The organism is Rhodococcus sp. IEGM 1330, assembly GCF_033142445.1.
Lineage (GTDB): Bacteria > Actinomycetota > Actinomycetes > Mycobacteriales > Mycobacteriaceae > Rhodococcoides.
This window is the reverse complement of the sequence record NZ_JAWLSB010000002.1, coordinates 374,229-396,638: the sequence shown is the minus strand read 5'-3', so window position 1 is coordinate 396,638 and position 22,410 is coordinate 374,229. Positions and strand designations below refer to the sequence as shown.

The 22,410-nt window shown below is 65.1% G+C and carries 21 protein-coding genes; 10 read left to right on the top strand and 11 right to left on the bottom strand.

The window, feature by feature from the left end; translation table 11 throughout:
- Nucleotides 1-65: 65 nt before the first annotated feature.
- The 7 genes from zomB to cobM all read right to left on the bottom strand — a co-directional run bounded on the left by zomB (nucleotide 66) and on the right by cobM (nucleotide 8,048).
- Complete coding sequence (zomB, locus tag R4P57_RS06840) at nucleotides 66-1,931, bottom strand: flagellar motor control protein ZomB (RefSeq protein ID WP_317802087.1); 1,866 nt, start codon at nucleotides 1,929-1,931, stop codon at nucleotides 66-68.
- Entirely contained in the window at nucleotides 1,909-2,814 is a 906-nt protein-coding gene (locus R4P57_RS06835; protein ID WP_317802086.1) for a decaprenyl-phosphate phosphoribosyltransferase, read from the bottom strand. The genes zomB and R4P57_RS06835 overlap by 23 nt, the downstream gene beginning before the upstream one ends.
- Nucleotides 2,811-3,347: a phosphatase PAP2 family protein gene (locus tag R4P57_RS06830; protein WP_052047296.1), complete on the bottom strand. Its 537-nt coding sequence runs from the start codon at nucleotides 3,345-3,347 to the stop codon at nucleotides 2,811-2,813. The genes R4P57_RS06835 and R4P57_RS06830 overlap by 4 nt, the downstream gene beginning before the upstream one ends.
- Nucleotides 3,325-5,232: a glycosyltransferase gene (locus R4P57_RS06825; protein ID WP_317802085.1), complete on the bottom strand. Its 1,908-nt coding sequence runs from the start codon at nucleotides 5,230-5,232 to the stop codon at nucleotides 3,325-3,327. The genes R4P57_RS06830 and R4P57_RS06825 overlap by 23 nt, the downstream gene beginning before the upstream one ends.
- The gene (gene glf, locus R4P57_RS06820) at nucleotides 5,229-6,458 is read right to left on the bottom strand and encodes a UDP-galactopyranose mutase (RefSeq protein ID WP_317802084.1); all 1,230 of its coding nucleotides are present in this window, start codon (nucleotides 6,456-6,458) and stop codon (nucleotides 5,229-5,231) included. The genes R4P57_RS06825 and glf overlap by 4 nt, the downstream gene beginning before the upstream one ends.
- 67 nt (nucleotides 6,459-6,525) lie before the next feature.
- Nucleotides 6,526-7,308, bottom strand: a complete 783-nt coding sequence (gene cobF, locus R4P57_RS06815) for a precorrin-6A synthase (deacetylating) (protein ID WP_317802083.1) — start codon at nucleotides 7,306-7,308, stop codon at nucleotides 6,526-6,528.
- Complete coding sequence (cobM, locus tag R4P57_RS06810; protein ID WP_317802082.1) at nucleotides 7,305-8,048, bottom strand: precorrin-4 C(11)-methyltransferase; 744 nt, start codon at nucleotides 8,046-8,048, stop codon at nucleotides 7,305-7,307. Before cobM ends, cobF begins: the two co-directional genes overlap by 4 nt.
- A 182-nt stretch (nucleotides 8,049-8,230) precedes the next feature.
- Between cobM and R4P57_RS06805 the strand changes: the two genes are divergently transcribed.
- A complete protein-coding gene (locus R4P57_RS06805; RefSeq protein WP_317802081.1) occupies nucleotides 8,231-10,480 on the top strand; it encodes an N-acetylmuramoyl-L-alanine amidase in 2,250 nt (749 codons plus the stop codon).
- 78 nt (nucleotides 10,481-10,558) lie between these two features.
- On the opposite strand, the gene R4P57_RS06800 is transcribed toward R4P57_RS06805, so the two are convergent.
- On the bottom strand, nucleotides 10,559-11,395 hold the full coding sequence (locus tag R4P57_RS06800; protein WP_317802080.1) for an HAD family hydrolase: 837 nt from the start codon (nucleotides 11,393-11,395) through the stop codon (nucleotides 10,559-10,561).
- A 60-nt stretch (nucleotides 11,396-11,455) separates the two neighbouring features.
- On the opposite strand from R4P57_RS06800, the gene R4P57_RS06795 reads away from it, so the two are divergent.
- Together R4P57_RS06795 and msrA are read left to right on the top strand one after the other, a co-directional pair.
- The gene (locus R4P57_RS06795; protein ID WP_317802079.1) at nucleotides 11,456-12,487 is read left to right on the top strand and encodes an NADP-dependent oxidoreductase; all 1,032 of its coding nucleotides are present in this window, start codon (nucleotides 11,456-11,458) and stop codon (nucleotides 12,485-12,487) included.
- A gap of 57 nt (nucleotides 12,488-12,544) precedes the next feature.
- Nucleotides 12,545-13,057, top strand: coding sequence for a peptide-methionine (S)-S-oxide reductase MsrA (gene msrA / locus R4P57_RS06790; protein WP_317802078.1), 513 nt, complete (start codon nucleotides 12,545-12,547; stop codon nucleotides 13,055-13,057).
- A 52-nt stretch (nucleotides 13,058-13,109) separates the two neighbouring features.
- Here the strand turns inward: msrA and R4P57_RS06785 are convergent, their stop codons facing one another.
- Nucleotides 13,110-14,156: an NAD(P)-dependent alcohol dehydrogenase gene (locus R4P57_RS06785; protein ID WP_317802077.1), complete on the bottom strand. Its 1,047-nt coding sequence runs from the start codon at nucleotides 14,154-14,156 to the stop codon at nucleotides 13,110-13,112.
- A 95-nt stretch (nucleotides 14,157-14,251) separates the two neighbouring features.
- On the opposite strand from R4P57_RS06785, the gene R4P57_RS06780 reads away from it, so the two are divergent.
- The 5 genes from R4P57_RS06780 to R4P57_RS06760 all read left to right on the top strand — a co-directional run bounded on the left by R4P57_RS06780 (nucleotide 14,252) and on the right by R4P57_RS06760 (nucleotide 19,017).
- Nucleotides 14,252-14,851, top strand: coding sequence for a TetR family transcriptional regulator (locus tag R4P57_RS06780; protein ID WP_317802076.1), 600 nt, complete (start codon nucleotides 14,252-14,254; stop codon nucleotides 14,849-14,851).
- Between the two features lie 51 nt (nucleotides 14,852-14,902).
- Nucleotides 14,903-16,201, top strand: coding sequence for a YhgE/Pip domain-containing protein (locus R4P57_RS06775; protein WP_411742312.1), 1,299 nt, complete (start codon nucleotides 14,903-14,905; stop codon nucleotides 16,199-16,201).
- A gap of 19 nt (nucleotides 16,202-16,220) precedes the next feature.
- Nucleotides 16,221-16,964, top strand: a complete 744-nt coding sequence (locus tag R4P57_RS06770; protein ID WP_037187130.1) for a CPBP family intramembrane glutamic endopeptidase — start codon at nucleotides 16,221-16,223, stop codon at nucleotides 16,962-16,964.
- A 5-nt stretch (nucleotides 16,965-16,969) separates the two neighbouring features.
- Nucleotides 16,970-17,545, top strand: a complete 576-nt coding sequence (locus tag R4P57_RS06765; protein WP_317802075.1) for a DinB family protein — start codon at nucleotides 16,970-16,972, stop codon at nucleotides 17,543-17,545.
- A gap of 152 nt (nucleotides 17,546-17,697) precedes the next feature.
- The gene (locus R4P57_RS06760; RefSeq protein ID WP_317802074.1) at nucleotides 17,698-19,017 is read left to right on the top strand and encodes an HNH endonuclease signature motif containing protein; all 1,320 of its coding nucleotides are present in this window, start codon (nucleotides 17,698-17,700) and stop codon (nucleotides 19,015-19,017) included.
- A 60-nt stretch (nucleotides 19,018-19,077) separates the two neighbouring features.
- Here R4P57_RS06760 and R4P57_RS06755 read toward each other — a convergent pair whose 3' ends face one another.
- Nucleotides 19,078-19,665, bottom strand: coding sequence for a hypothetical protein (locus R4P57_RS06755; protein ID WP_317802073.1), 588 nt, complete (start codon nucleotides 19,663-19,665; stop codon nucleotides 19,078-19,080).
- A 127-nt stretch (nucleotides 19,666-19,792) separates the two neighbouring features.
- Between R4P57_RS06755 and R4P57_RS06750 the strand changes: the two genes are divergently transcribed.
- The gene (locus R4P57_RS06750) at nucleotides 19,793-20,476 is read left to right on the top strand and encodes a response regulator transcription factor (protein ID WP_317802072.1); all 684 of its coding nucleotides are present in this window, start codon (nucleotides 19,793-19,795) and stop codon (nucleotides 20,474-20,476) included.
- Nucleotides 20,473-21,924 (top strand): HAMP domain-containing sensor histidine kinase, encoded by a 1,452-nt coding sequence (locus R4P57_RS06745; protein WP_317802071.1) that lies wholly within the window; start codon nucleotides 20,473-20,475, stop codon nucleotides 21,922-21,924. The genes R4P57_RS06750 and R4P57_RS06745 overlap by 4 nt, the downstream gene beginning before the upstream one ends.
- Here R4P57_RS06745 and R4P57_RS06740 read toward each other — a convergent pair whose 3' ends face one another.
- Entirely contained in the window at nucleotides 21,925-22,410 is a 486-nt protein-coding gene (locus R4P57_RS06740; protein ID WP_317802070.1) for a GNAT family protein, read from the bottom strand. It lies immediately after the preceding gene.

The following is a 22,410-nucleotide window of genomic DNA, read 5'->3' as shown; positions in this document are numbered from 1 at the left end:
AGATAGCTCATCTTGGCGTCGAGACCAATTCGGCGCAACCCGGTGACCTTTTCGTGTTCGGACACCTAATTGTCTGCCTTCAATATCGGGGCCGGAAGATCACATCGTTGTATTTCGTACTTCGGCACCCGATCGAACCGATATCCGGCGTAGAAGAGCGAACGCTTGAAATTCCGGACGAACAATTCCGTCGTCAACGGGGCCCGATACGAGGTGAGCAACTCCTGGGTGTCGGGGCAGGTCAGCGCCACCTGAGCCTCGGTGACCCAGTCCTCGTCCATGTACCAGGGCAGGTACGGATGGACGGCGACGAGTCCGAGATCGGCCACCACCCAGTCCGGATACAGGTTCTTGTCGTGCCCGATCCGGCCGTTCTCGAGCCGCTCGGTGTGTGACGCCAACGGGTATGCCAGCCCCATCTGGTCGATGACCCGCACATCGAGGCCGACGTTCATGCTGGTCATTCCGAGGTTCAGGAAGAAAACGGTGTGACCGAACCCACCCTCGGGGATGGGAAGCGGTGGTGGCACGACATCCCAATACGTGAACTGGGCCGACGGCAACAGCAACCCGCCGTCGGGAGTGTCCTCGATCGCCTCGACCATCCCTCGCATCCGCGGGTAGTCGAGGTAGTCCGAGGCCAGAATCGGATGGGCGTGCCCGGTGTTGAGCGAGTAGAACGCCCGCTCGTCGACGATGCCACTCCGGCCGACGATCGAGCCCAGCGGCATACCCGTCGTATTGGCAGCCACGACGGCCCATACCACGATGCCACCCCAGACGAAAAGATCGGCGACGAAAACCGCTGCGGCGCGGTCTGCAGACCAGCGTTTCGGGAGGGCGACCGGCAACACCGAAATCGGCAACAAAAGCGTGAACAATGCCGGCAACAATGTCCGACCGTGCATGAAATCGCCGCCGACGCGAATCGCGTACAAAGCCAGCAGAAGGCCACTGATCAACACGAAGACGACCACGGCGGTCGGCGTCCGTAGCGCTGCGAGCCAGCCGCCGACGGTACGGGGCAGGGTCAACCGCACTCGGGAGGCCGACAGAACGGCACCGACGACGAGCAGTACGAGCGGCAGCCACAGCAGGTACGGGCCCACGAGGTTGGACAGGTACTCGAACCCCTGCGACCACTTGGCTCCGCCCGCATCCTTCGACACCGCGGTGTTGGGGTACGGCAGGCCGTAGTAGCCCATACGCCAGATCTGATAGAGCACCGGCACGGCTCCGGCGAAAGCGAACACTCGCAGCCTGGACAACCAACTCTGCGGGGCCAGGAAGATCATCGCCAGCGCCAGCACCGCCACGATGGACAGTTCCGGACGCACCAGCGGGCCGAGCCCGGCGAAGAAGGCCAGCAGCAGCAGCTCGACGCCCCCGGAGCGGCGCTGGCCCCACCGAACCATCAGCAGCCACAGCATCGCCATCCAGAAGATGACCAGGCAGGTCTCGAGGCCGGACGTCGCGAAGTCGCGGGCGGGCGGAACAGCGATGTAGACCAGTACACCGGCGGGCAGGAACAGAGTCTGCGACGCGGTGCGACCACGTAGCGCGAACGTGCCCATCATCGCGAGAACGACGGCCGCCGTGGACAGGACCAGCGCGATCGTCAGGACGACGTACTCGAGTCGGCCCTCGCTCACCCAGCTGCCCGCGTAGACGAGGTAGGTCCAGATGGTGCTGGTATTGGTTTCCACCCGTTCGCCCGCATTGAACACCGGTCCGTTGCCTGCCAGCAGGTTGCGGACGGTACGCAGAACGATCAGGCCGTCGTCGGCGATCCAGCGGCGCTCCCACGCACCCCAGAGGAACAACGCCCCGGTGACCACGGTCCCGATCCAGAAGACGGGCCTGGTGATCGATGCCCGGGCGGAGTTCTCGTCTCGCGCGTCTCGCTGGTCAGGCGAGGTAGACAGCGACACCAACCACTCCGATCCACGCTATGGCGAGTAGCTGCAGCACCCTGTCTCCCAACGCGATCTCTTCGGGTTCGCCTGCCTCGCCGCCATCGACATCCACTGCATATCGCAGGATTGCGATAGTAAACGGAATCATCGAGATGGCGAACCAGTTGGCACCCGTGCCCGCATCTTCCTGGAACGCCCACAGGCCGTAACAGATGACGACGGCAGTCGCGGACAGTGTCCAGACGAATCGAAGGTACGTGGTGGTGTAGTTCTCGAGCGATTTGCGGATCTTCGCGCCGGTGCGTTCGGCCAGCTGCAGCTCCGCGTAGCGCTTACCGGCCGCCATGAACAGCGATCCGAACGCCATGATCAGCAGGAACCACTGCGACAGCGGGATCGAGGCGGCAACCCCACCGGCGATCGCGCGGAGCAAGAAGCCCGAGGAGACGATGCAGATGTCGAGCACGGCCTGGTGCTTGAGGCCGAAGCAGTACGCCAGCTGAACTGCGATGTATACGCCGATGACCAAGGCGAGCTTCCAGTTCGCGATGAACGACAGGCCGATGGCGAGGCCCAGTGACACCACTGCCATCCCGTACGCGACGTTGACGGGCAACACACCGGCAGCGATCGGCCGGAAACGCTTGGTCGGATGAGCGCGGTCTGCCTCGACATCGAGGGCATCGTTGACGAGATAGATGCCCGAGGCCGCGAAGCAGAAGACCACGAAGGCCAGCGCAACCGACAGCAGGACGTCGGACTCGGTGACCGATCCCGCGGCCAGTGGTGCTGCCAGGACCAGTACGTTCTTGACCCACTGACGCGGACGAAGCGCCTTGACGATGCCGTCCGCCAGGTTCTTCGGCGGCGCGCCTACGGGTGCGGCATCCTCGCTCATTTGTCTCCTTCGAACTTCACGACGGCCGCAGCCGTCAACGCGCCGAGTGCCGATCCGGCCAGCACATCGGTGGGGTAGTGGACTCCGAGCACCAAGCGCGAGAGCAGCATGGGTGGGACGAGGACCGCCGGTAACGGTAGCCCGGTCACCCGGCCGAGGAGAACCGCGGCGGCTGTGGTGGATGTCGCATGCGAGGACGGGAAGCTCAGCTTGCTGGGCGTCGAGACGTTGATGCGCACGGCCGGGTCGTGGGGGCGTGGCCGGCGCACGATGCGCTTGATGACGATCGACGCGGCGTGGGAGCCGACTGCCCCGACGGCCACCGAGGCCCACTGGCGCCGACGCGGCTTGTCCAGTGCAGCACCGATACCGGCGATCGCGACCCAGCCGAGTGCGTGTTCGCCGAAGTGCGACATGCCACGGGCGACGGTGATCGCGCCGGGGGCACTGCCGACGGTGCTCTGCACTTTCTCGAGGATCCTGACTTCCGTCGGGGCCTCGGTCTGGCCCTTACGCCTGGTAACGAAAGACACGTTCCCACGTTTCCTTACTGGTCAGGTGCGGCACGGCATCGCGGTACCGAGCCTTGAGGGCGGGGAATTCGGCTGCCAACTGCTTGCGCAACGACAGGGCTTCCTTGAGCAGCGCCGCGGCCTGCGCGCGGTCTCGCTTGCGGTAGACGACGCCCCGACCGTCGGCGGTGGTGACGGTGACGCCGTCGACCTGGGACAGCAGGAACCAACGCGCGTCGAGAGTCGGGACGTTGAGCTGCGGGCGCTCGTGGTGCTGCTCGTGCGCAGGCTTGACGTTGTGCAGCAAGCCTTTTGCCAGTCGGCGGACCTTCGACAGTGGGTTGGTCGGCAAGCCGACGGCTCCCACCTCCTCGCCGGACGCGAGTGGCAGCTCGGTGGAACTGCCCACGACGACGGCGTCGGGGAATTCCTTGCGCAGTGCGTGCACGGTCGGCAGCGCGGTAGGCAGGATGTCGAGGATGTGCTCGGGGCCGGCCAGGAAATCGCGGATCGCGAGGTTCTGAATCGCGACCGTCGAGTACTCGAGGCACAGCAGATGCTTGACCGTGGCCTTGATCGTGTCGAGCACCAGGCCCTTGCCGTCGCCCGGCATGTGCAGCGACGCGACCACGAGGCGGTTGCGCAGATGGAAGTACGCCTGCCAGTCGATGGCGTCGTCCTTGTCGCTCCACGCCATGTGCCAGATCGCCGCACCGGGCAAGGTCACCGTCGGGTAGCCGGCATCGCGTGCCCGCAAGCCGTATTCGGCGTCGTCCCACTTGATGAACAGCGGCAGTGGCTGCCCCAGTTCCTCGGCGACGACGCGCGGGATCATGCACATCCACCAGCCGTTGTAGTCGACGTCGATCCGGCGATGCAGCAGCTTGCTGGTGCGCAGTGGGTCCTCGGAGAAGTCGTGGTCGTACTCGACGTTCTGTGCGCCGGTCCACATGAAGTTGGTGCGATCGATCACTTCGCCCATGACGTGCAGGTGGCTGCGCGCCTGCAGGTTGAGCATCTGGCCGCCGACGAGCGTGGGGACCTTGGCGAACCGAGACATGGCCAGCGCCCGCAGGATCGAATCGGGCTCGATCTCGATGTCGTCGTCCATGAACAGGATGTGTTGGCAGGCAGTGTTGTTCAGTGCCTCGTACATGATACGGCTGTATCCGCCGGACCCGCCGAGGTTGGCCTGATCGTGGATGGCGAGTCGGCCGCCGAGTGCCGCTGCGGCCTCGTCGAATCCGGGCTCGTCCTTCGCCTTGCGGGTGCCCTGATCGGGCATGATGACGGCCTTGATCACGTCGAGCACCAGTGGATCAGAGCCAAGGGCGACAAGGGCTTTGACGGCGTCGGTCGGGCGGTTGAACGTAGGAATACCGACCGCGACGGTGGCCTCGCCGGGCGCGTCGATCGGCGCGTACCAACCCGCGCTCTCGAGCACCACCTCGGAGTCGGAGGTGATGTCGAACCAGATCCAGCCGCCGTCTTCGAACGGGCCGAGGTCGATCAGAAACTCTTGCGCTGCATCGCCATCCACGGCCTCGCGGCCCTCGACGTGAATGCGCGACGCGTCGGCCTTGGACCGGTAGACGTCGATTCGGCAGTGTCCGGAGACCTCGACGCGCAGCACCACGGACTTCAGGACGCTGTAACGCCGCCAGTAGCTCGCCGGGAACGCGTTGAAATAGGTGCAGAACGACACCTCGGACTCGGAGCCGATCGTGACCGAGGTCCGCGAGAGCGAATGTGCCCGTTTGGCATTGGTGAGCGCCTCATCGAGGTACAGCGTGCGCACGTCGAGCGGCTCGCCCGAGCGCGGCAGCAATACTCGCTGCAGCAGCGACTTGCCCAGAACCGGTGCGGCGTCGGCGATACCGTCCTCGAGGAGGTGTTTGGCGGTCACTTGTCGCCTGCCAGGGGAGCACCGGTCTCGAAGTGCGGAACCAGGGTGTTCTCGTACATGTTCAGCGCACTCGCGATGGCCATGTGCATATCCAGGTACTGATAGGTGCCGAGGCGACCACCGAACAGCACTCCGTTGGACGCTGCTTCGGCCTTGGCGCGGTCGCGGTAGGCCTCGAGCTTCTGCCGGTCGTCGGGAGTGTTGATCGGGTAGTACGGCTCGTCGCCGCTCTTCGCGAAGCGGGAGAACTCGCGCATGATGACCGTCTTGTCGGTCGGGTACTCGCGCTCGGGGTGGAAGTGCCGGAACTCGTGAATCCGAATGAACGGCACGTCGCCGTCGTTGTAGTTCATCACCGGGGTGCCCTGGAAGTCACCCGTCGGAAGTACCTCGGTCTCGAAATCGATTGTCCGCCAGCCCAGTTCGCCCTCGGAGTAGTCGAAGTAGCGGTCCAGTGGGCCGGTGTAGACGATCGGAGCGTCGGGGCTCTCGGCCACGAGCTCGGCCTTGACGTCGAACCAGTCCGTGTTCAACCGGATCTCGATCTTCTCGTCGGCGGCCATCTTCTCGAGCCACGCGGTGTAGCCGTCGACCGGCAGGCCCTCGTAGGTGTCGTTGAAGTAGCGGTTGTCGAACGTGTACCGCACCGGCAGCCGGGTGATGTTGCCCGCGGGCAGATTCTTCGGATCGGTCTGCCACTGCTTTGCGGTGTAATCCCGGATGAACGCCTCGTACAGCGGACGCCCGATCAACGAGATCGCCTTCTCCTCGAAGTTCTGCGCGTCCTTCGAGTCGAACTCACTGGACTGCTCGTCGATGAGAGCCCGCGCCTCGGCAGGCGAGAAGTACTTGCCGAAGAACTGCGAGATCAGGCCCAGGCCCATCGGGAACTGATACGACTGGCCCTTGTGCAGAGCGAAGACACGGTGCTGGTAGCTGGTGAAGTCGGTGAACTTGTTGACGTACTCCCAGACCCGCTTGTTCGAGGTGTGGAAAAGATGCGCGCCGTACTTGTGGATCTCGATACCCGTCTCGGGCTCGGCCTCGGAGTACGCGTTGCCACCCAGGTGGTGCCGCCGATCCAGCACGAGGACACGCTTGCCCAACTGGGACGCCGCCCGCTCCGCCACAGTCAGTCCGAAGAACCCGGATCCGACGACGATGAGGTCGTATCGGCCGGTCACGGAGGCGTCGGAAGAGGTGGTCTCGGGGCTTACAGCAGTCACGGGCAACCAGGGTATCCGACGATCGTGACGGCTCTGCCCCGCCAGGCGCCCATCGGCGGGCCCGGTGTCATTCGGTGCGGCGTCCGGCCGCAGGCTCGGCGTCATCGAGTAAGCGTCGGAGCAGGTAGGTGTCCATCACCCAGCCGTGCTGGGACTTGATCTCCTCGCGGGCGCGGCGGATCTCGCCCAGCGCGTCGTCGAGTGGGCCCGCCACCAGCTTCTCGTCCGCCGTCCCCAGGTTTGCACCCCAGTGGATGCCCCATCCTGCGCCGGTCAGCGCGCTGCAGGCCAGGTTGCCGTCGAGCATGACCACGAGGTTGTCGAGGCCTGCGGCGACGTCGCCCGCCAAGTTCCTGCCGGTGGTGATGACGATCGGTCCGCCGATGCGGTTGAGCACGAGGCGATGACTCGCCGCCAGCATCGACACGCTGGAGATGCCCGGTGTGACATCGAACTCGATGTCTCCGCGCAACGCGGCCAGCCGCTCGACGACGCGGATAGTGCTGTCGTAAAGCGCGGGGTCTCCCCAGACGAGGAACCCGACGACGATGCCTTCGGCGAGGCCGTCGAGCACATCGGCGTAGGCGCGGGCGCGTGCATCGTGCCAATCGAGGACCGCAGTCTCGTACTGCCGCGGCGATCGGTCGCGTGGCGGGTCGGGTACCTCGATCACGCGGTAGCTGCCACCGTGGTGGCGCTCGAGGATCTGGCGTCGAGCAACGCCGAGATCGCCGACCGACGCGCCCTTGTCCGCGACGACAAAAACGTCCACGGCCCGCAGCTTCTCGATCGCCTGGACGGTCACCTGATCCGGATGACCGCCGCCGATGCCGATCAGATGGATCCTCACGAGCGGTCCCGACACGCGTCGTACAGGTGGGATTCGGTGACGACGCGTCGAGCCAGGGCGGGCCCCACCAGAATCACCGCCGCCTGCCGCAGACCTGCGGCATCGACCTGATCGGCGATGTCGGCCAGGGTGCCGCGCAGAATCAGCTCGTCCGGCTTGCTGGCGTGGAAGACGACGGTGGCGGGGCACTCGGGACCGTAGAACTCCGTCAGTTCGTCGGCCAGGATGCGCGTGCGGGTGATCGCCAGGTGCAGTGCCAGCGTCGCGCGGGTGGCGGCGAAGTTTTTCAGCGCCTCGGTATCGGGCATCGCCGTCGAGCGAGCCTGCGCGCGGGTGAGCACCACAGACTGCGTCACCTCGGGAACCGTCAGCTCGACGCCCAGCGCGGCGGCAGCAGCGGCATAGGCCGGAACGCCGGGAGTGACATCCCATGGCACGCCTGCGGCGTCGAGTCGAGCGGACATCTCCGCCAGCGCGGAGTAGAGGGACGGATCCCCCGAGCACAGTCGAGCGACGTCCTCGCCGCGCTCGTGGGCGGCGACCAGCTCTTCGGTGATGGCGTCGAGGTCGAGCTTCGCGGTGTCGACCAGTCGGGTGCCTGCGGAACAATGTTCGAGGATCGCGTCGTCGATGTAGGTACCCGCGTAGACGCAGACCGGGCTCGATCTCAGGAACTCGACGGCCCGCAGCGTGAGCAGGTCGGCAGCGCCCGGTCCGGCTCCGATGAAGTGCACAGTCACAGCTGATGAGCGTAGGCGACGCATCCGACGCGCCGCGCCACTGGAACTTCCCGCCGATGGCTAACCGTCAAGCTAAGGTTTACTCTTGTGTCTGATGGGACTCATGTTGCTGATGTGATTCATGTTGTTCAGCAGCTGAAGATCTTACGACGCGTACCTACCAACAACCAGGGAGTACCGCCTTGCCGAACCGTCGAACGAAGCCGTCGATCGTTCTCGGTGCTGTCGCACTACTGGCCGTCGCGACCCCCTTTGCGGTCGCAGGCCTCACCGACAGCACGACAACCGGAGTTCGACCGGCCAACGAGACAACCCCCGTCACTGTGCCGACCAAGATCGTCGAGACCGCGCTGAGCGCTGCACCGGACATCGTGATTCCGTTGCAGGAGCTCACCGGACTGCCGTTGCCCGATCTCCGGCTCTCCGATCTGAAGTACCTGCCGCTGCCGGATTCCATCGTGATCCCGCCGATCGAAATTCCCGACATCCCGGGTCTCACCACGCCCGCGCCGGGCAACGCGACCGCACAGGCACCCATTCCCCGGGTGGACGCATCTGCACCGGTGAACCCCGAGGCTGCCGATCCGACCGGCCCGCCGCTCGGTGCCGCCGTCAAGGAGATCAAGCAGGACACCCCGTTCAGCATGGTGGCCCTGACCTCCGAACAGCTCGACGGTGCGACCGCTCAGGTTCGCCGCCAGCTCGAGGACGGATCCTGGGGCCCGTGGCTCGAGACTGCTCCGGTGGACAGCACGGCAGACGACGCGGCTCCCGCTCCTGCCAAGCAGGGCACCGAGCCGATCTTCGTCGGACTGACCAACGCCGTGCAGGTTCTGTTGACGCCGCTGACCGGTAGTGCCGCACCGATTCCCGAGGTTCCGGTCGTCGAGCTGCCCACTGCCGACGCGCCTGCTGGTCAAGCGCCGGCGCCGGCCACTCCGCCGGTAGCCGAGGAACAGCCGTTGGGCTACACCCCGGCGTCGTCGAGCAAGCCACTGCGCCAACAGGATCCGGCCCCGGTCGATCCCGCGGCCCCGGCGCCTGCAGTCGAAGCACCTGTAGTCGAGGCTCCTGCAGTCGAGGCTCCACCGGTCGACGCTCCCCAGCCCGAAGCCGCGCCGGAAGGCACGGCGGAGCAGTTGGCTGCGGCCGTCAACGACATCAGTGCCGTACTCATCACCCCCGGCACGTCGCCGGTCGACTCGGCATTGAGCGACATCGCCACTCCCGTCGCCGGTGACGCAGGCCCCAATGTCATCACCCGGGCTCAGTGGGGTGCCGACGAGTCGATCCGTTGCGCCACACCGACGATCGACGACTTCCTGGGCGGTGCCACGGTGCACCACACCGCAGGCAGCAACGACTACTCCAAGTCCGAATCGGCCGAGATCGTCCGCGCCATCTACGCGTACCACGCGCAGACGCTCGGCTGGTGCGACATCGGCTACAACGTCCTCGTCGACAAGTACGGCCAGATCTTCGAGGGTCGCGCAGGCGGCTTGGACAAGCCGGTTCAGGGCGCACACTCGGGCGGATTCAACGAGAACACGATGGGCATCGCCATGATGGGCGACTACTCCAGCGAGGATCCCTCGCAGGAGACCATCGATTCGGTCGGCAAGTTCCTCGGATGGCGACTCGGCAAGGCCGGTCTCGACCCCGAGGGCACCACAACGATGACCTCGGAGGGAACGGATTTCACGTTCGTCGGCAAGGGCAAGAGCGTCGACCTGCCGGTGATCTTCGGTCACCGCGACGTCGGCAACACCGAATGCCCCGGTGACGCCGGATACGCACGACTCGGGGAGATCCGCGACATCGCTGCGGCCAACCTCGGCGGCGGCGGAGATGCCATTCCGGTCTCGCCCGACGTGACCGACACTGCTCCCGATACCGCAGTGACCGACGCGGCACCGTCACGTCCGGGTACCGACGCCAGTTCCACTCTGGGCGATAACATCCCGGCCCTGGTTGCCGAGTTGCAGCGTTTGGCGGCGACCAGTCCCGTCGCGCAGAAGTGGTTGGCCTCGGGCGGCGAGACCGGCTCACTCGGTGTGCCGGTGAGCGGCCTGGTGCAGGTGAGCGGCGGCCGTGAGAAGGCGCAGTTCGCCAACGGCGAGATCATCACCAACATGGCCGGCCAGGCTGTGGCCGTCATCGGCAAGATCTTCCAGCAGTACCTCCAGCAGGGTGGCGTCGACGGCGTCCTCGGTCTACCGATCACCGACGAGTTCCGGGTGCCGGAGGGCTTCCGGACCGACTTCGAGAACGGTTCGCTCATCTTCAACGAGCTCACCGGAATCGTCACCACCGTGATCAAGACGTACAACGACACCTACAACGCGGAAATGCAGAACCCCGTCGCAGCACCGGTTGAACCGGCTCCTGTACCCGAGCCTGCTCCCGCACCGGAGCCCGCACCCGCGGGCTGAGTTCGGACAGTCGAGAAGGGCCGAGTCACCACGGTGACTCGGCCCTTGTCGTATTCGAGACGCCCGAAGACCGACGCGTCACCACCAGCGTTCGAGGACGTGCGCCACTCCGTCTTCTGCGTTGGTGACGGTCACTTCGTTCGCCGCTGCGACAGCAGCCGGATGCGCGTTACCCATCGCGACGCCCAGTCCCACCATCGACAGCATCGGCACGTCGTTGGGCATGTCCCCGAAGGCCACGATGTCCTTCACGTCCACCGACAGCGTCTCGGCGACCTTGGCCAAGCCCGACGCCTTGGTGATTCCCGGTGCCGACAGCTCGATGAGTCCGTTGTCGGTGGAGAACGTCAGGTCGGCTCGACCGGAGATCAGCGGGGACAGGATGTCGGCCATGTGTCCGCTGGTGGAACCGGACAACCGGATCAGCAGCTTGACGGCCGGAACGTCGACCACGTCGTCCTCGGTCATCTCGACGTTGTCGGGGTTCAGCCAGGCGTGCTCGTATCCCGGGGAGCTGACGAACTGCGGAGTGGCCGAGTCGTGTGCCGTCCGGCCCACTCGCTCGGCGGCAAGTCCGCAGCCAGGGAGCGCGCGATACGCGACGTCGGCCAACCACTGCAGCGTCTCGACCGAGAGGGTCTCGGCACTGAGCACGCGATCGTTGGCGGCGTCGTAGATGACCGCACCGTTGGCGCACACCGACATCGGCGCGTATCCCAGCTGATCGACGACAGGGTGGATCCACCGCGGCGGCCTGCCGGTGGACAGTACGAAGGGCACTCCGTCGGCCACGACGGCCGAAACGGCACGCCGAGTACGTTCGGTGACGCGTTCGTGCTGGTCGAGCAGGGTGCCGTCGACGTCGCTGGCAACGAGTCGGGGGGCGAGGCGGGTGGTGTTCGGCGCGTTGGTCATCGTGACGTCATTCTGCCCTAGTGTCGAAGCGAACTGTCTTCGACGTGGAAGGAACGGTAGATGACAACTGCGAACCGTCAGATCCGATTGGCTCAGCGCCCGGTGGGACGTCCCGACGAATCGACGTGGAACCTCACCGAGGAGCCGATTCCCACTCCGGGCGACGGCGAGTTCGTCGTCACCGTCGACTACGTCTCTCTCGACCCGGCGATGCGCGGCTGGCTCAACGATGCTCGCTCGTACGTGCCGCCCGTCGGGATCGGCGAGGTGATGCGGGCGCACGCCGTGGGACGGGTGCTGGAATCCCACCATCCCGATTATGCTGTCGGAGAGATCGTTTCGGGCTCGTTCGGCGTCACCGAGCATGCACTGTCGGACGGCACGGGGGTGCAGAAGGTCGACGAATCCATCGCACCGGCACCCACGTGGCTCGGAGCGCTCGGCTTCCCCGGGATGACGGCGTACTTCGGCCTGATAGACGTCGGCAAGCTCACCGAGGGCGACACCGTGGTGATCTCCGGAGCCGCCGGAGCCGTGGGCAGCATCGCAGGTCAGATCGCGAAAGCCAAGGGAGCCACTGTGATCGGCATTGCCGGTGGACCCGAGAAGTGCGCGTGGCTCACCGAAGAACTGGGATTCGACGCGGCGATCGACTACAAGAACGAGTCGGTGTACAAGGGTCTGAAGGCGGCTGCACCCAAGGGCATCGACGTGTATTTCGACAACGTCGGCGGTGAAATCCTCGACGCGGCCCTCTCGCGGCTGCGCAAGGGAGCGCGAGTGGTGTTGTGCGGAGCCATCTCCGGCTACAACGCGACGGATCCGCAGCCCGGCCCGGCGCACTACCTGTCGCTGCTCGTCAATCGGGCATCGATGACGGGGTTCATCATCTTCGACTACCTCGACCGCTATCAGGAGGGCATCGACGCATTGTCCGAACTGCTCACCAGCGGCAAGATGACGGCGCGCGAGCAGATCGAGATCGGCGGCGTCACCGCCTTCGGATCGACGCTGAACCTGCTGTTCGACGGTGCCAACACCGGCAAGCTGGTACTCGAGGTCGGAGAACGCACCCACGACTCGGAATTATGACGACGCCTTGTTCGTTGAACCCCACGTATCGACCGATAAAGAGCTAGGAGAGCAACGATGTCTGCAGCCACCGAAACCGCCATTCTCGCCGGAGGATGCTTCTGGGGAGCCGAAGAGCTCGTCCGAAAGCTCCCGGGAGTGATCTCCACCCGCGTCGGCTACACCGGCGGCGAGGTCGCCAACGCGACGTACCGCAACCACGGCAATCACGCCGAGGGCCTCGAGGTCGTCTACGACCCCACCCAGACGACATACCGAGATCTGCTCGAGTTCTTCTTCCAGATCCACGACCCCACCACCAAGAACCGTCAGGGCAACGACATCGGTGCCAGCTACCGCTCGGCGATCTTCTACCTCAGCGATGAGCAGAAGCGCGTCGCCGAGGACACGATCGCCGACGTCGAAGCGTCGGGACTGTGGCCGGGCAAGGTCGTCACCGAGGTAACCGCGGCCGGAGATTTCTGGGAAGCCGAGCCCGAGCACCAGGACTACCTGCAGAAGTACCCCGAGGGATACACCTGCCACTGGGTGCGTCCGGAGTGGAAGCTGCCGCGTCGGGCAACTGCCTAGAGCGGCTGCGCCGCAGGTGAGTGGAACTTCGTAGCCTGCTACGAAGTTCCACTCACATGGTTTGTGGGTCCAGGTCCGACATATCCAGAACGAATCTGTATCGAACGTCGTTGACCGTCAATCGATTCAACGCCTCGTTCACCTGAGCGGACGGCATCGTCTCCACCTCGGCGACGATGCCGTGTTCGCAGCAGAAATCCAATAGTTCCTGGGTGTATCTCCGTCCGCCGCTGCCCGCCGACGCCAGACTTTTCCGGCCGATCAGCAGGTCCAGGAAGTCGACGGTGGTGGAGCCGAGATAGCCGACCGTGCACAGCGTTCCGTCGAGCGCGAGGCAGCGCAAGTACGGCGCGAGATCGTGATCGACCGGAACGCAGTCGATGATCAGGTCCAGCGTGCCCGTCCGCGATTGCATGTCGTCCGCATCGGTCGAGACGACGACGTGATGAGCGCCCAGCCTGGTCGTATCGGCGGCTTTGGTTGCGCTGGTGGTGAATATGGTGACCTCGGCACCGAGAGCGCGTCCCAGCTTGACCGCCAAGTGGCCGAGTCCGCCGATTCCCGCGACACCGAGCCTGACGCCCGGGCCGACGTTCCATCGCCGCAAGGGCTCCCACACGGTGATTCCTGCGCACATCAGCGGCGCAACACCGGCCGGATCCAGGTTCTCGGGGCGGTGGTAGACGAACTTGTCGCGGACCAGGTACTCGTCGGAATATGCACCGCGAGTGACGGATCCATCGTGCCGATCGTGACCGCCGTAGGTGAGCGTCGGGAATTCGCGACAGAAGTTCTCCTGCCCGGCTGCGCACATGTCGCATGTGCCGCACGAATCGACGATGCTTCCCACGGCCACCGCGTCGCCGACGGCGAATTCCGTCACGCTGGCACCGATCTCGGTCACTTCACCGACGAACTCGTGCCCGGGTAACACCGGGAAGTCCCCCGGATTTCGCGTCGAATGCAGGTCGGTGTGGCATCCCCCGCAGTAGGTCACCCGCAGGGCCACGTCGTCGCCGCGAAGTTCCCTTCGCTCGAAGCTCCATCGCCCCAGTGGCGTCGTCTCGTCGACCGCTCGGTAACCGGTAGTTGCTCGCATGTGCACTCTTTCTCGAAAAGTAACCAACTGGTTGGAAACGGTAGCCGCTGCAACCACCGTTTTCAACCAACCAGTTGGAAATGTAGGGTCGAAGCATGGGAGATTCCACTGCCACCCGCGCCCGCCTGCTGGCCGCGGCTACCGAGGAGTTCGCGACACACGGCATCGCAGGCGCACGCGTGGACCGCATCGCAGCGGGAGCGAAGTCGAACAAATCTCTGATCTACAGCTACTTCGGCAACAAGGACGCCCTGTTCGACGCCGCATTCGACACCCGAGTCGATACCGATATCGAGAACATCGTCTTCACCCCCGAGGACCTGCCCGGGTACGCGGTGAAGCTCTACGACATGTATCTCGACGACCCGACGCTGGTACGACTGCTGACGTGGGCAAGGCTCGAGCGAACGCCGGCCGGTCCGCTGTTCGACCGCAGACCCGGACACGATGACGAAAAGTACGAGTTGATCGCCGACGCCCAACGCACCGGCCTGCTGGTGGACGACGTGGACGCCGCCGACATCTGGTCGATGCTCATCGCGCTGGCCGGGACATGGGCTCAGGCAGCGATCATCCACACCGCCGACCGCAGCGAACCCGATGCCGACCACGAACGACGCAGAGCTGCCCTCGCCGCCACCGTCGGGCGGGCGTTCTGCCGCTCTCTGCATGGGCATGTGAGCGGAACTTCGTAGCAGGGGTCGAACTACCGCGCACAGGGGAGCCGAACTTGCGACACTGATCCGGTGACCTCCGACAGAACCCCTCGGTCGATGGCCGACGTCCTTCGTTCGCCGCGTTTCTGGCTCGCGCCCATTCTGGTGGTGTCGGCACTGATGTCGTTTCTCGCCGCGCTGTATCTGGGCGGTGTGCTCGACCCAAGGGGCAATCTGCACGACCTACCCATCGCGATCGTCAACCAGGACGAGGGCGACACGCTTGCGGGCGAGCAGCGCAACATCGGCAACGACATCGTCGCGGGTCTGCTGCAGAACGTCGATTCGGAGAAGGTCGATTTCCGGGAAGTCGGTCCGGCGCAGGCGCAATCGCTGCTGTCGACGGCCGAGGCCTACGGTTCCATCGTCATCCCCACCGATTTCACCAAGAGGATGGGAATTCTCGCCCAGGCGAGCGTGATTCCCGGGGACGTCGAGAAGCCGATCATCACGGTCTACACCAACCCACGTGCCGGCAGTTTCGGGATGTCGCTCGTGACCGGGGTGGCGACACCGGCCTTCGAATCGGTCAATCAGACTGTGGGACAGCAGATCTCCGAACAGGTGCGCCAGCAGCTCGGCGAAACTCAGCTCGCCGGTGCAAGTGCACTCACCCTCGCGCAGCCGATCGATGTGATCGTCGCCCAATACGATCCTCTGCCCGACGGCACCGGCGGTGGCCTGTCCGCCTTCTATTACGCGCTCCTGCTCGTCCTGGCGGGCTTCACCGGTGCGACCATCGTCAGCGCACTCGTCGACGGCCTACTCGGATTCACGCCCACAGAGATCGGCCCCAAGTACATCCATCGCGGACCGACCCTGATCAACCGCTTCCAGACGCTGCTCGTGAAATGGCTCGTGATGATCGTCCTGGCCATGCTGGTGTCTGCCCTCTATCTGCTGATCAGCCATCTGCTCGGTATGCCGATCACCCACGCCTGGACCCTATGGATGTACGGCGCGTTCGCGATCACCGCGGTCGGCATCACGGCATTGGCGGTGATGTCGGCGTTCGGCACAGCAGGATTGCTGATCAATCTGATCGTGTTCGTCATCCTGGCGTTGCCGTCGTCGGGCGGCACCATTCCCCTCGAAGCCAGCCCGCGGCTCTTCACCTGGCTCGCGCAGTTCGAGCCGATGCACCAGATCTTCCTCGGCACCCGCTCGATCCTGTACTTCAACGCCTCACTCGACGCAGGCCTGCTGCACTCGGTGGGCATGACGTCTCTCGGCTTGCTCATCGGGCTCGTGTTCGGCGTGGTGTTCACGCGCATCTACGACGGCAAAGGCCTCGACCGAGGCCTCGATTCATCCCGCGCTCACAGCTGACGCCAGTACACTCGATCCAATGCTTGCTGTGAATCCAGCCGGGAGCGTGGCACCCCGACGCGCCTTCCACGCTTACCTCGACGTCGCCATCGTCGTCCTCGTGCTCGTGGGCACCAACCTCATCGCGCACTTCACCACGGTGTGGGCCAGTATCGCGACGGTTCCGATCGCCGCTGTTCTGCTGGTCGTCCTGGCGAACCGTCGCGGTCTGGGGTGGGCCGAACTGGGACTGTCTCCGAAGCAGTGGAAGACCGGATCTCTGTACGCACTCGGAGCCGTCGGGGTCGTCCTCACCGTCGTCGCGATCGGTGCGTTGCTGCCACTCACTCGGCCCTTCTTCATGGCCGATAGATACGCAACCGTCTCCGCAGCCATCGTCGCATCGATGATCGTCATTCCGCTGCAGACCGTCATCCCGGAAGAACTCGCGTTCCGCGGGGTGCTGCACGGCACGCTGGGTCGCATTTACGGAGCTCGGGGGGTGTTCGCTGCAGGGTCTCTGTTGTTCGGTCTGTGGCACATCGCGTCCTCGCTGGGACTGACGGCGGGCAACGTGGGGCTGAGCGGATTTCTCGGCGGCGGGCTGTTCGGGCAGATCGTCGGCATCGCGCTCGCCGTGGTGGCGACTGCGGCGGCGGGCGTGGTGTTCACGTGGCTGCGCAGCCGTAGCGGAAGTTTGATCGCGCCCATCGCCCTGCACTGGTCGTTGAATGGACTCGGCGCGCTGGCTGCCGCGCTGGTCTGGCACGCGTCGGTGAGCTGAAAGATATGAAAGACGAGCTGCACCAGTACCTGCGGATCGCACGCGAGAACATGCTGTGGAAGCTCGACGGCCTCACCGAGTACCAAAAACGACGGCCGATGACGCCGACCGGAACGAATCTCCTGGGGCTGATCAAGCACCTGGCGATCGTCGAATACGGCTATTTCGGCCTCACCTTCGGCCGAGAATTCCCGGCGCGATTTGCCGCACTCACCGAATCAGCCGAGGCGCAACTGAATTCGGATATGTGGGCCGCTGCCGACGAATCCTCCGAGTTCATCGTCGACCTGTACCGCGAGGCCTGGTTGCACTCCGACAAGACCATCGAATCGAACGACCTCGACACTGCCGGACGCGTCCTGCACTGGCCCGTCGAGAAGCAGGAAGTAACTCTGCACCGCGTGCTCGTGCACCTCGTCGCCGAAACCAACCGCCATGCCGGGCATGCGGACATCGTGCGCGAGCTCCTCGACGACTCTGTCGGACTCCGATTGGGCAACGAAAATATGGCCGACGGCGACGCAGCATGGTGGGCCGCATATCGAGCCGAGTTGGAAACGGTTGCCAGAGAATCTGATTGACCTCATGATTGATCTCATCCCCTGACGTCAGGTGCCACCGACCCCTACCACACCCCACCGACAGGTTCTGGATAGCGAATAGTTATGCAGGGCAATAGTTTTCGATTGCACTAAGGTTGCCAGTCGAATGTGCGTTCGATACACTTGCTTCCATGACCGCAGCGATCTGGCAACTGAGCGACAGCGAACTCCTCGCCGACGCTGCCGCGGTCTCCCACAAAATCCAACTGCTCGAAGCCCGACGGATCGCCCTCGTCGGCGAGATCGACACCCGCGTCTCCCGCGAAAAACTCGGCTTCCCCGGACCCGCCGGCTGGCTCACCTCCACCACCCTGCTCTCTCCCAGCACAGCGAACAAGATCGTCGCCCTGGGCCGCGGCATGAAGAACTTCCCCGACATCGCCGACGCCGTCAACACAGGCGTCATGACCATCGACCACGCCGCCCTGATCCTCACCTTCGCCGAAACACCCCCGAAAAACCTCCCCCAAGCCGGACAAGACATCGCCCGTAAAGCCATGATCACCGCTGCGACCGGACCCCAAGCGCGTACCGGCCGCATCCGCGAAGCGATCACCAAACTTGAAGACAGCTTCGGCGGCAACAAACCACCTCCAGAGGACACCGACCGCAACGAACTCTTCGCCTCCAAGACCTTGAACGGGCGGCTGGTACTCAAAGGAGACTTCGATGCGATCACCGGAGAAAAACTCCTCACCGCACTCTCACCCCTGACCGAACCCCGACCCGCCGCCGACGGCACCGAAGACGACCGGAGTCCCGCCAGGCGCCGAGCCGACGCCTTCGGACACATCCTCGACCAATACCTCGCCTCCAGCAATCGCCCCATCGAAGGCGGTGAACGCCCCCACCTGAACCTGCACATCACCCTGCGCGATCTCACCGACCTCCGAGACAGTGCCGACGCCGACGACATCACCGACGACGAGAACACTCGCACTGCAGACGAATCCGATGATGACAACCACCCCTCCACGGATCGCGGCGCATACAGGGACCTGTTCGGCGACGGCACCACCGTCGGCTGGCTCCCCTGGATGGGACCACTCTCCCGCAACACTTCTCGGCAGTTGGCGTGTGATTGTGTCCTCACCGCCATCGTCATGGACGAACACGGTTCCCCGATCAACCTCGCCCGCACCGCACGCACCGTCACCGCCAAACAACGCAAAGCCCTCACCGCCCGCGATCACGGCTGCGCGTTCCCCGGCTGCGGGAAACCCGCATCCTGGACCGAAGCGCACCACATCTGGCACTGGGCAGACGGCGGCCCCACCGACATGAACAACCTCGTTCTGCTCTGCGGATTCCACCACCGACTTATGCACCACTCCGACTGGGAAGTGTTCATCGCCACCGATGGCCACCCCTGGTTCGTCCCACCGGCCACCGTCGACCCGTACCGACAACCCAGACCATCCCACGCCCGAGCAGGCCCCCACATCGCCTGAGCCCCAAGAAAGACTCCAGCCCCGCACCGAGAACACGGTGCGGGGCTGGAAGAGGTTGGTTCAGGAACCCGACGGAGCTGCGGGTGGTGCGGGAGGAGTTGAACCGTCAGCCGGAGCCGGAGGAGCGGGCGGTGTCGCACCGTCACCCTCAGCACCCGGAGTCGGCGGAGCAGGCGGCGTCGCACCGTCTTCCGGTGCACACACAGCACCCTCCGGGCCCGGTCCACCCTTACCCGGACCTTCCTCAGCTGGGCCACCCTTGCCCGGACCACCCGCGGGCGGAGCAGGCGGAGTTGCGCCGTCACCCGGGGCCGGCGGTGTTGCACCATCGGCCGGTGCGGGGGCCGTCGAACCGTCGGTGGACTCCGGGGCTCCCGGTGTACTGGGTGCATCCGACCCGCCACCACCGTCGGTTCGCTGCCCCAGTGTCGAAGACGACGCCACCGTGGACACTCCGGGCGAGACGTCCGGTCCCGTGGCAGCGAAGACTGCCGACGCAACCAGCGCACCGACAGCGAGTCCCGCTGCCGCCGTCGCCACAATCGGCACCCGTCCCTTCCACCGCTTCGGCCTGGTCTCTCGAACCTCGTTGCCGGGGACTGGCTCCGGGTTCGATGCGGCGGGGATCGGCTGTGTCTGATCGTTCACGTTCACTCCTTGGTCGGACTGTCTCGTTCGTTTCGGTCTGTCACCGACCCTGCCGCCGCCAGCTGAAGTCACCCTGAAGCTGGACGCATCTTCAGGATCACTTCAGCTGGTGGGTGACAATCGAGGCATGACATACAGTTCCGCTCCCCGGGTGATGGTGGTGGAGGACTCGCTGCCCATCCGAGAAGCGTTGGTGGCCGCATTCGAGGACGCGGGATTCACCGCCGCGTCCTTGCCCGACGGCGACGACTTCGAGACCACGATGGCAGGCTTTCGCCCGGATGTCGTGATTCTCGACGTCATGCTGCCCGGCGCGCGGGACGGGTTCGCGCTGATCGACGTCGTCCGCCAGAGCAGCGATGCAGGAATCATCATGGTCACCGCGAAGGACCGGTTGGAAGACCGACTGCGCGGTCTGAGCGACGGCGCAGACGACTACGTGGTCAAGCCGTTTCAGCTCGACGAGGTGGTAGCACGAGCGAAATCGGTGCTGCGTAGACGCGGGAGATCCTCGGACGCAATTCAAGTGGGCGATCTGCTGGTGGACGAGTCCGCGGGGGTCGTCACTCGCGCAGGCCACGTCCTCGACCTGACCGCGACCGAACTTCGGTTGGCAACCTTCCTCGTCGCGCAGCGCGGTCGCACTGTCTCGAAAACATCTATCCTCGAATCGGTCTGGGGTTACGGGGCGTACGACGGCAATCTGGTGGAAGTGCACGTCAGTGCGTTGCGTCGCAAGATGGAAGCGCACGGTCCGCGGTTGATCCACACTGTCCGTGGCCTCGGCTACGCCCTGCGGGCACCGCAGTGAACCGCACGCCCACGCCCTCGTTGCGCACCCGGGTGGTCGCCACCGTCGTCGTCTTGTTCGCGGTGCTGCTGCTTGTGGTCGGTGCATCGGTGGATGTGGTTCTTGGCCAGCAGCTTCGACGCGATCTCGATGCTCGCTTGAGCGATCGGGCCGACCGAGCGGTCGAACTGGTCGACAGCGGGGTCGGTGCGCAGGACTTGGTGCAGGCCCTGCAGGGCGACGCCATCCGAGTTCGGATCACCACCGCCGACGGAACGGTCTACGGTGTGCCCGGTGGCGGGCCTCCCGCGCAGGGCGATCGGCCCGCGGCACCCAACCCTCCGTCCGGCCCGTCGAATGCGCCCACTCCCCCGGGACCGCCCAATCCGCCTGCCCCGCGGTCGGATTCGCTGGAGATCACGAAGCCCCTGCCCGACGGATCGACGCTGTCACTACTCGGTGACACCACCGCGATCGCCGATGTTCGCCAACAATTGCGCATTCTCATGGTGGTCGCCGGTGCCGTCACTCTGCTGCTGGCCGCTGCCGCGCTGATCTACGCGGTGAGGCGCGCGCTGTCGCCTCTGGACTCGATGACGTCGGTCGCACGCCGAATCACCAACGGCGACAGAGGCCGACGGCTACTTCCAACCAAGCCCAACACCGATCTGGGGCGCACCGCATCGGCCGTCGACGAGATGCTCGACGCCCTCGAGGACGCCGAGCGCAAGGAGGCTGCGGCAGCGCAGACAGCGCGTCGAGCAGAGGAAGACATGCGCCGATTCCTGGCCGACGCGGCACACGAATTGCGTACGCCGGTAGCCGGGATCTCGGCGCTTGCTCAGTCCTTGCAGCGCGACGCCGAGCACCGCCCGGATCGGGTCGGGAGGTGGAGCGAGCTGTTGGTCGGCGAATCCGCCAGGGCATCGCGCCTGGTGGGCGACATGCTCGATTCCGTTCGTGCAGAGAACACTTCGGAGTTGGAGCTGGCCGATGCGGACCTCGCCGACGTTGTCCGACGCACCGTCGATCGCGCGGCACTGCTGTCCCCGCAGATCCGGTTCGAGATCGACGGATCGCAACCGATACCGGTCCGAATGGACGTGGGCCGCGTCGAGCAAATTCTGTCGAACATCCTCGACAACGCCGCTCGCTTCACGCCGCCCGGCGGCAGCGTCCGAGTGACGACAGGTGCCGATTCACAGGCATTCGTCACCGTCGACGACGACGGTCCCGGGGTCGACGAGACGGACCGCGAGCGCATCTTCGAGCGGCTCGTTCGACTGAACTCCGCGCGTGACCGTTCTTCCGGCGGTGTCGGGCTCGGGTTGTCGATCGCACGCACGCTCGCCCGTGCGCACGGCGGCGAACTCGTCTGTGCCGCAGGGCCTACAGGCGCACGATTCCTACTGACACTTCCAAGCCTTACGGGTCGTTCCGCGGGCTCCACTCCGTCGAATCACCGATAGCTATTCGACGATCAGGTCCATCAGCAGGCTGTCGTGCCAACCGCTCGGACCCTTCTCGTATTTGCGCATGATTCCGACGGGCTCGAAACCGACTGCGCTGTAACAGGCTATGGCCACAGCGTTGTCGGCAGCGGGGTCGATCACCAGCCGATGATGCCCCAGGTCGACTGTCAGGTAGCGCACCAGCGTGCCCACGGCATCCTTTCCGACACCGCGGCCATGCACTGCCGGGTCCAAGAAGATATCGATCGACGCATGCCGATACATCGGATCGGTCTCTTCGCCGTACTGGATCAATCCCGCTGTTGCGCCGTTCAATTCGACGACCAGACGCTTCTCGTCGGGATCGTCGAACGGCCAGTTCTCGTCGGCGTCCTCGTCGCCCCACCGCGCGTACACCTCGGGGGTGTGCAGTATTCGGCGTAGCTCCGGCACATCCTCGGCGGTGACGGGCCGCAACACGACCCGTTCACCGCGGAGGTTCAT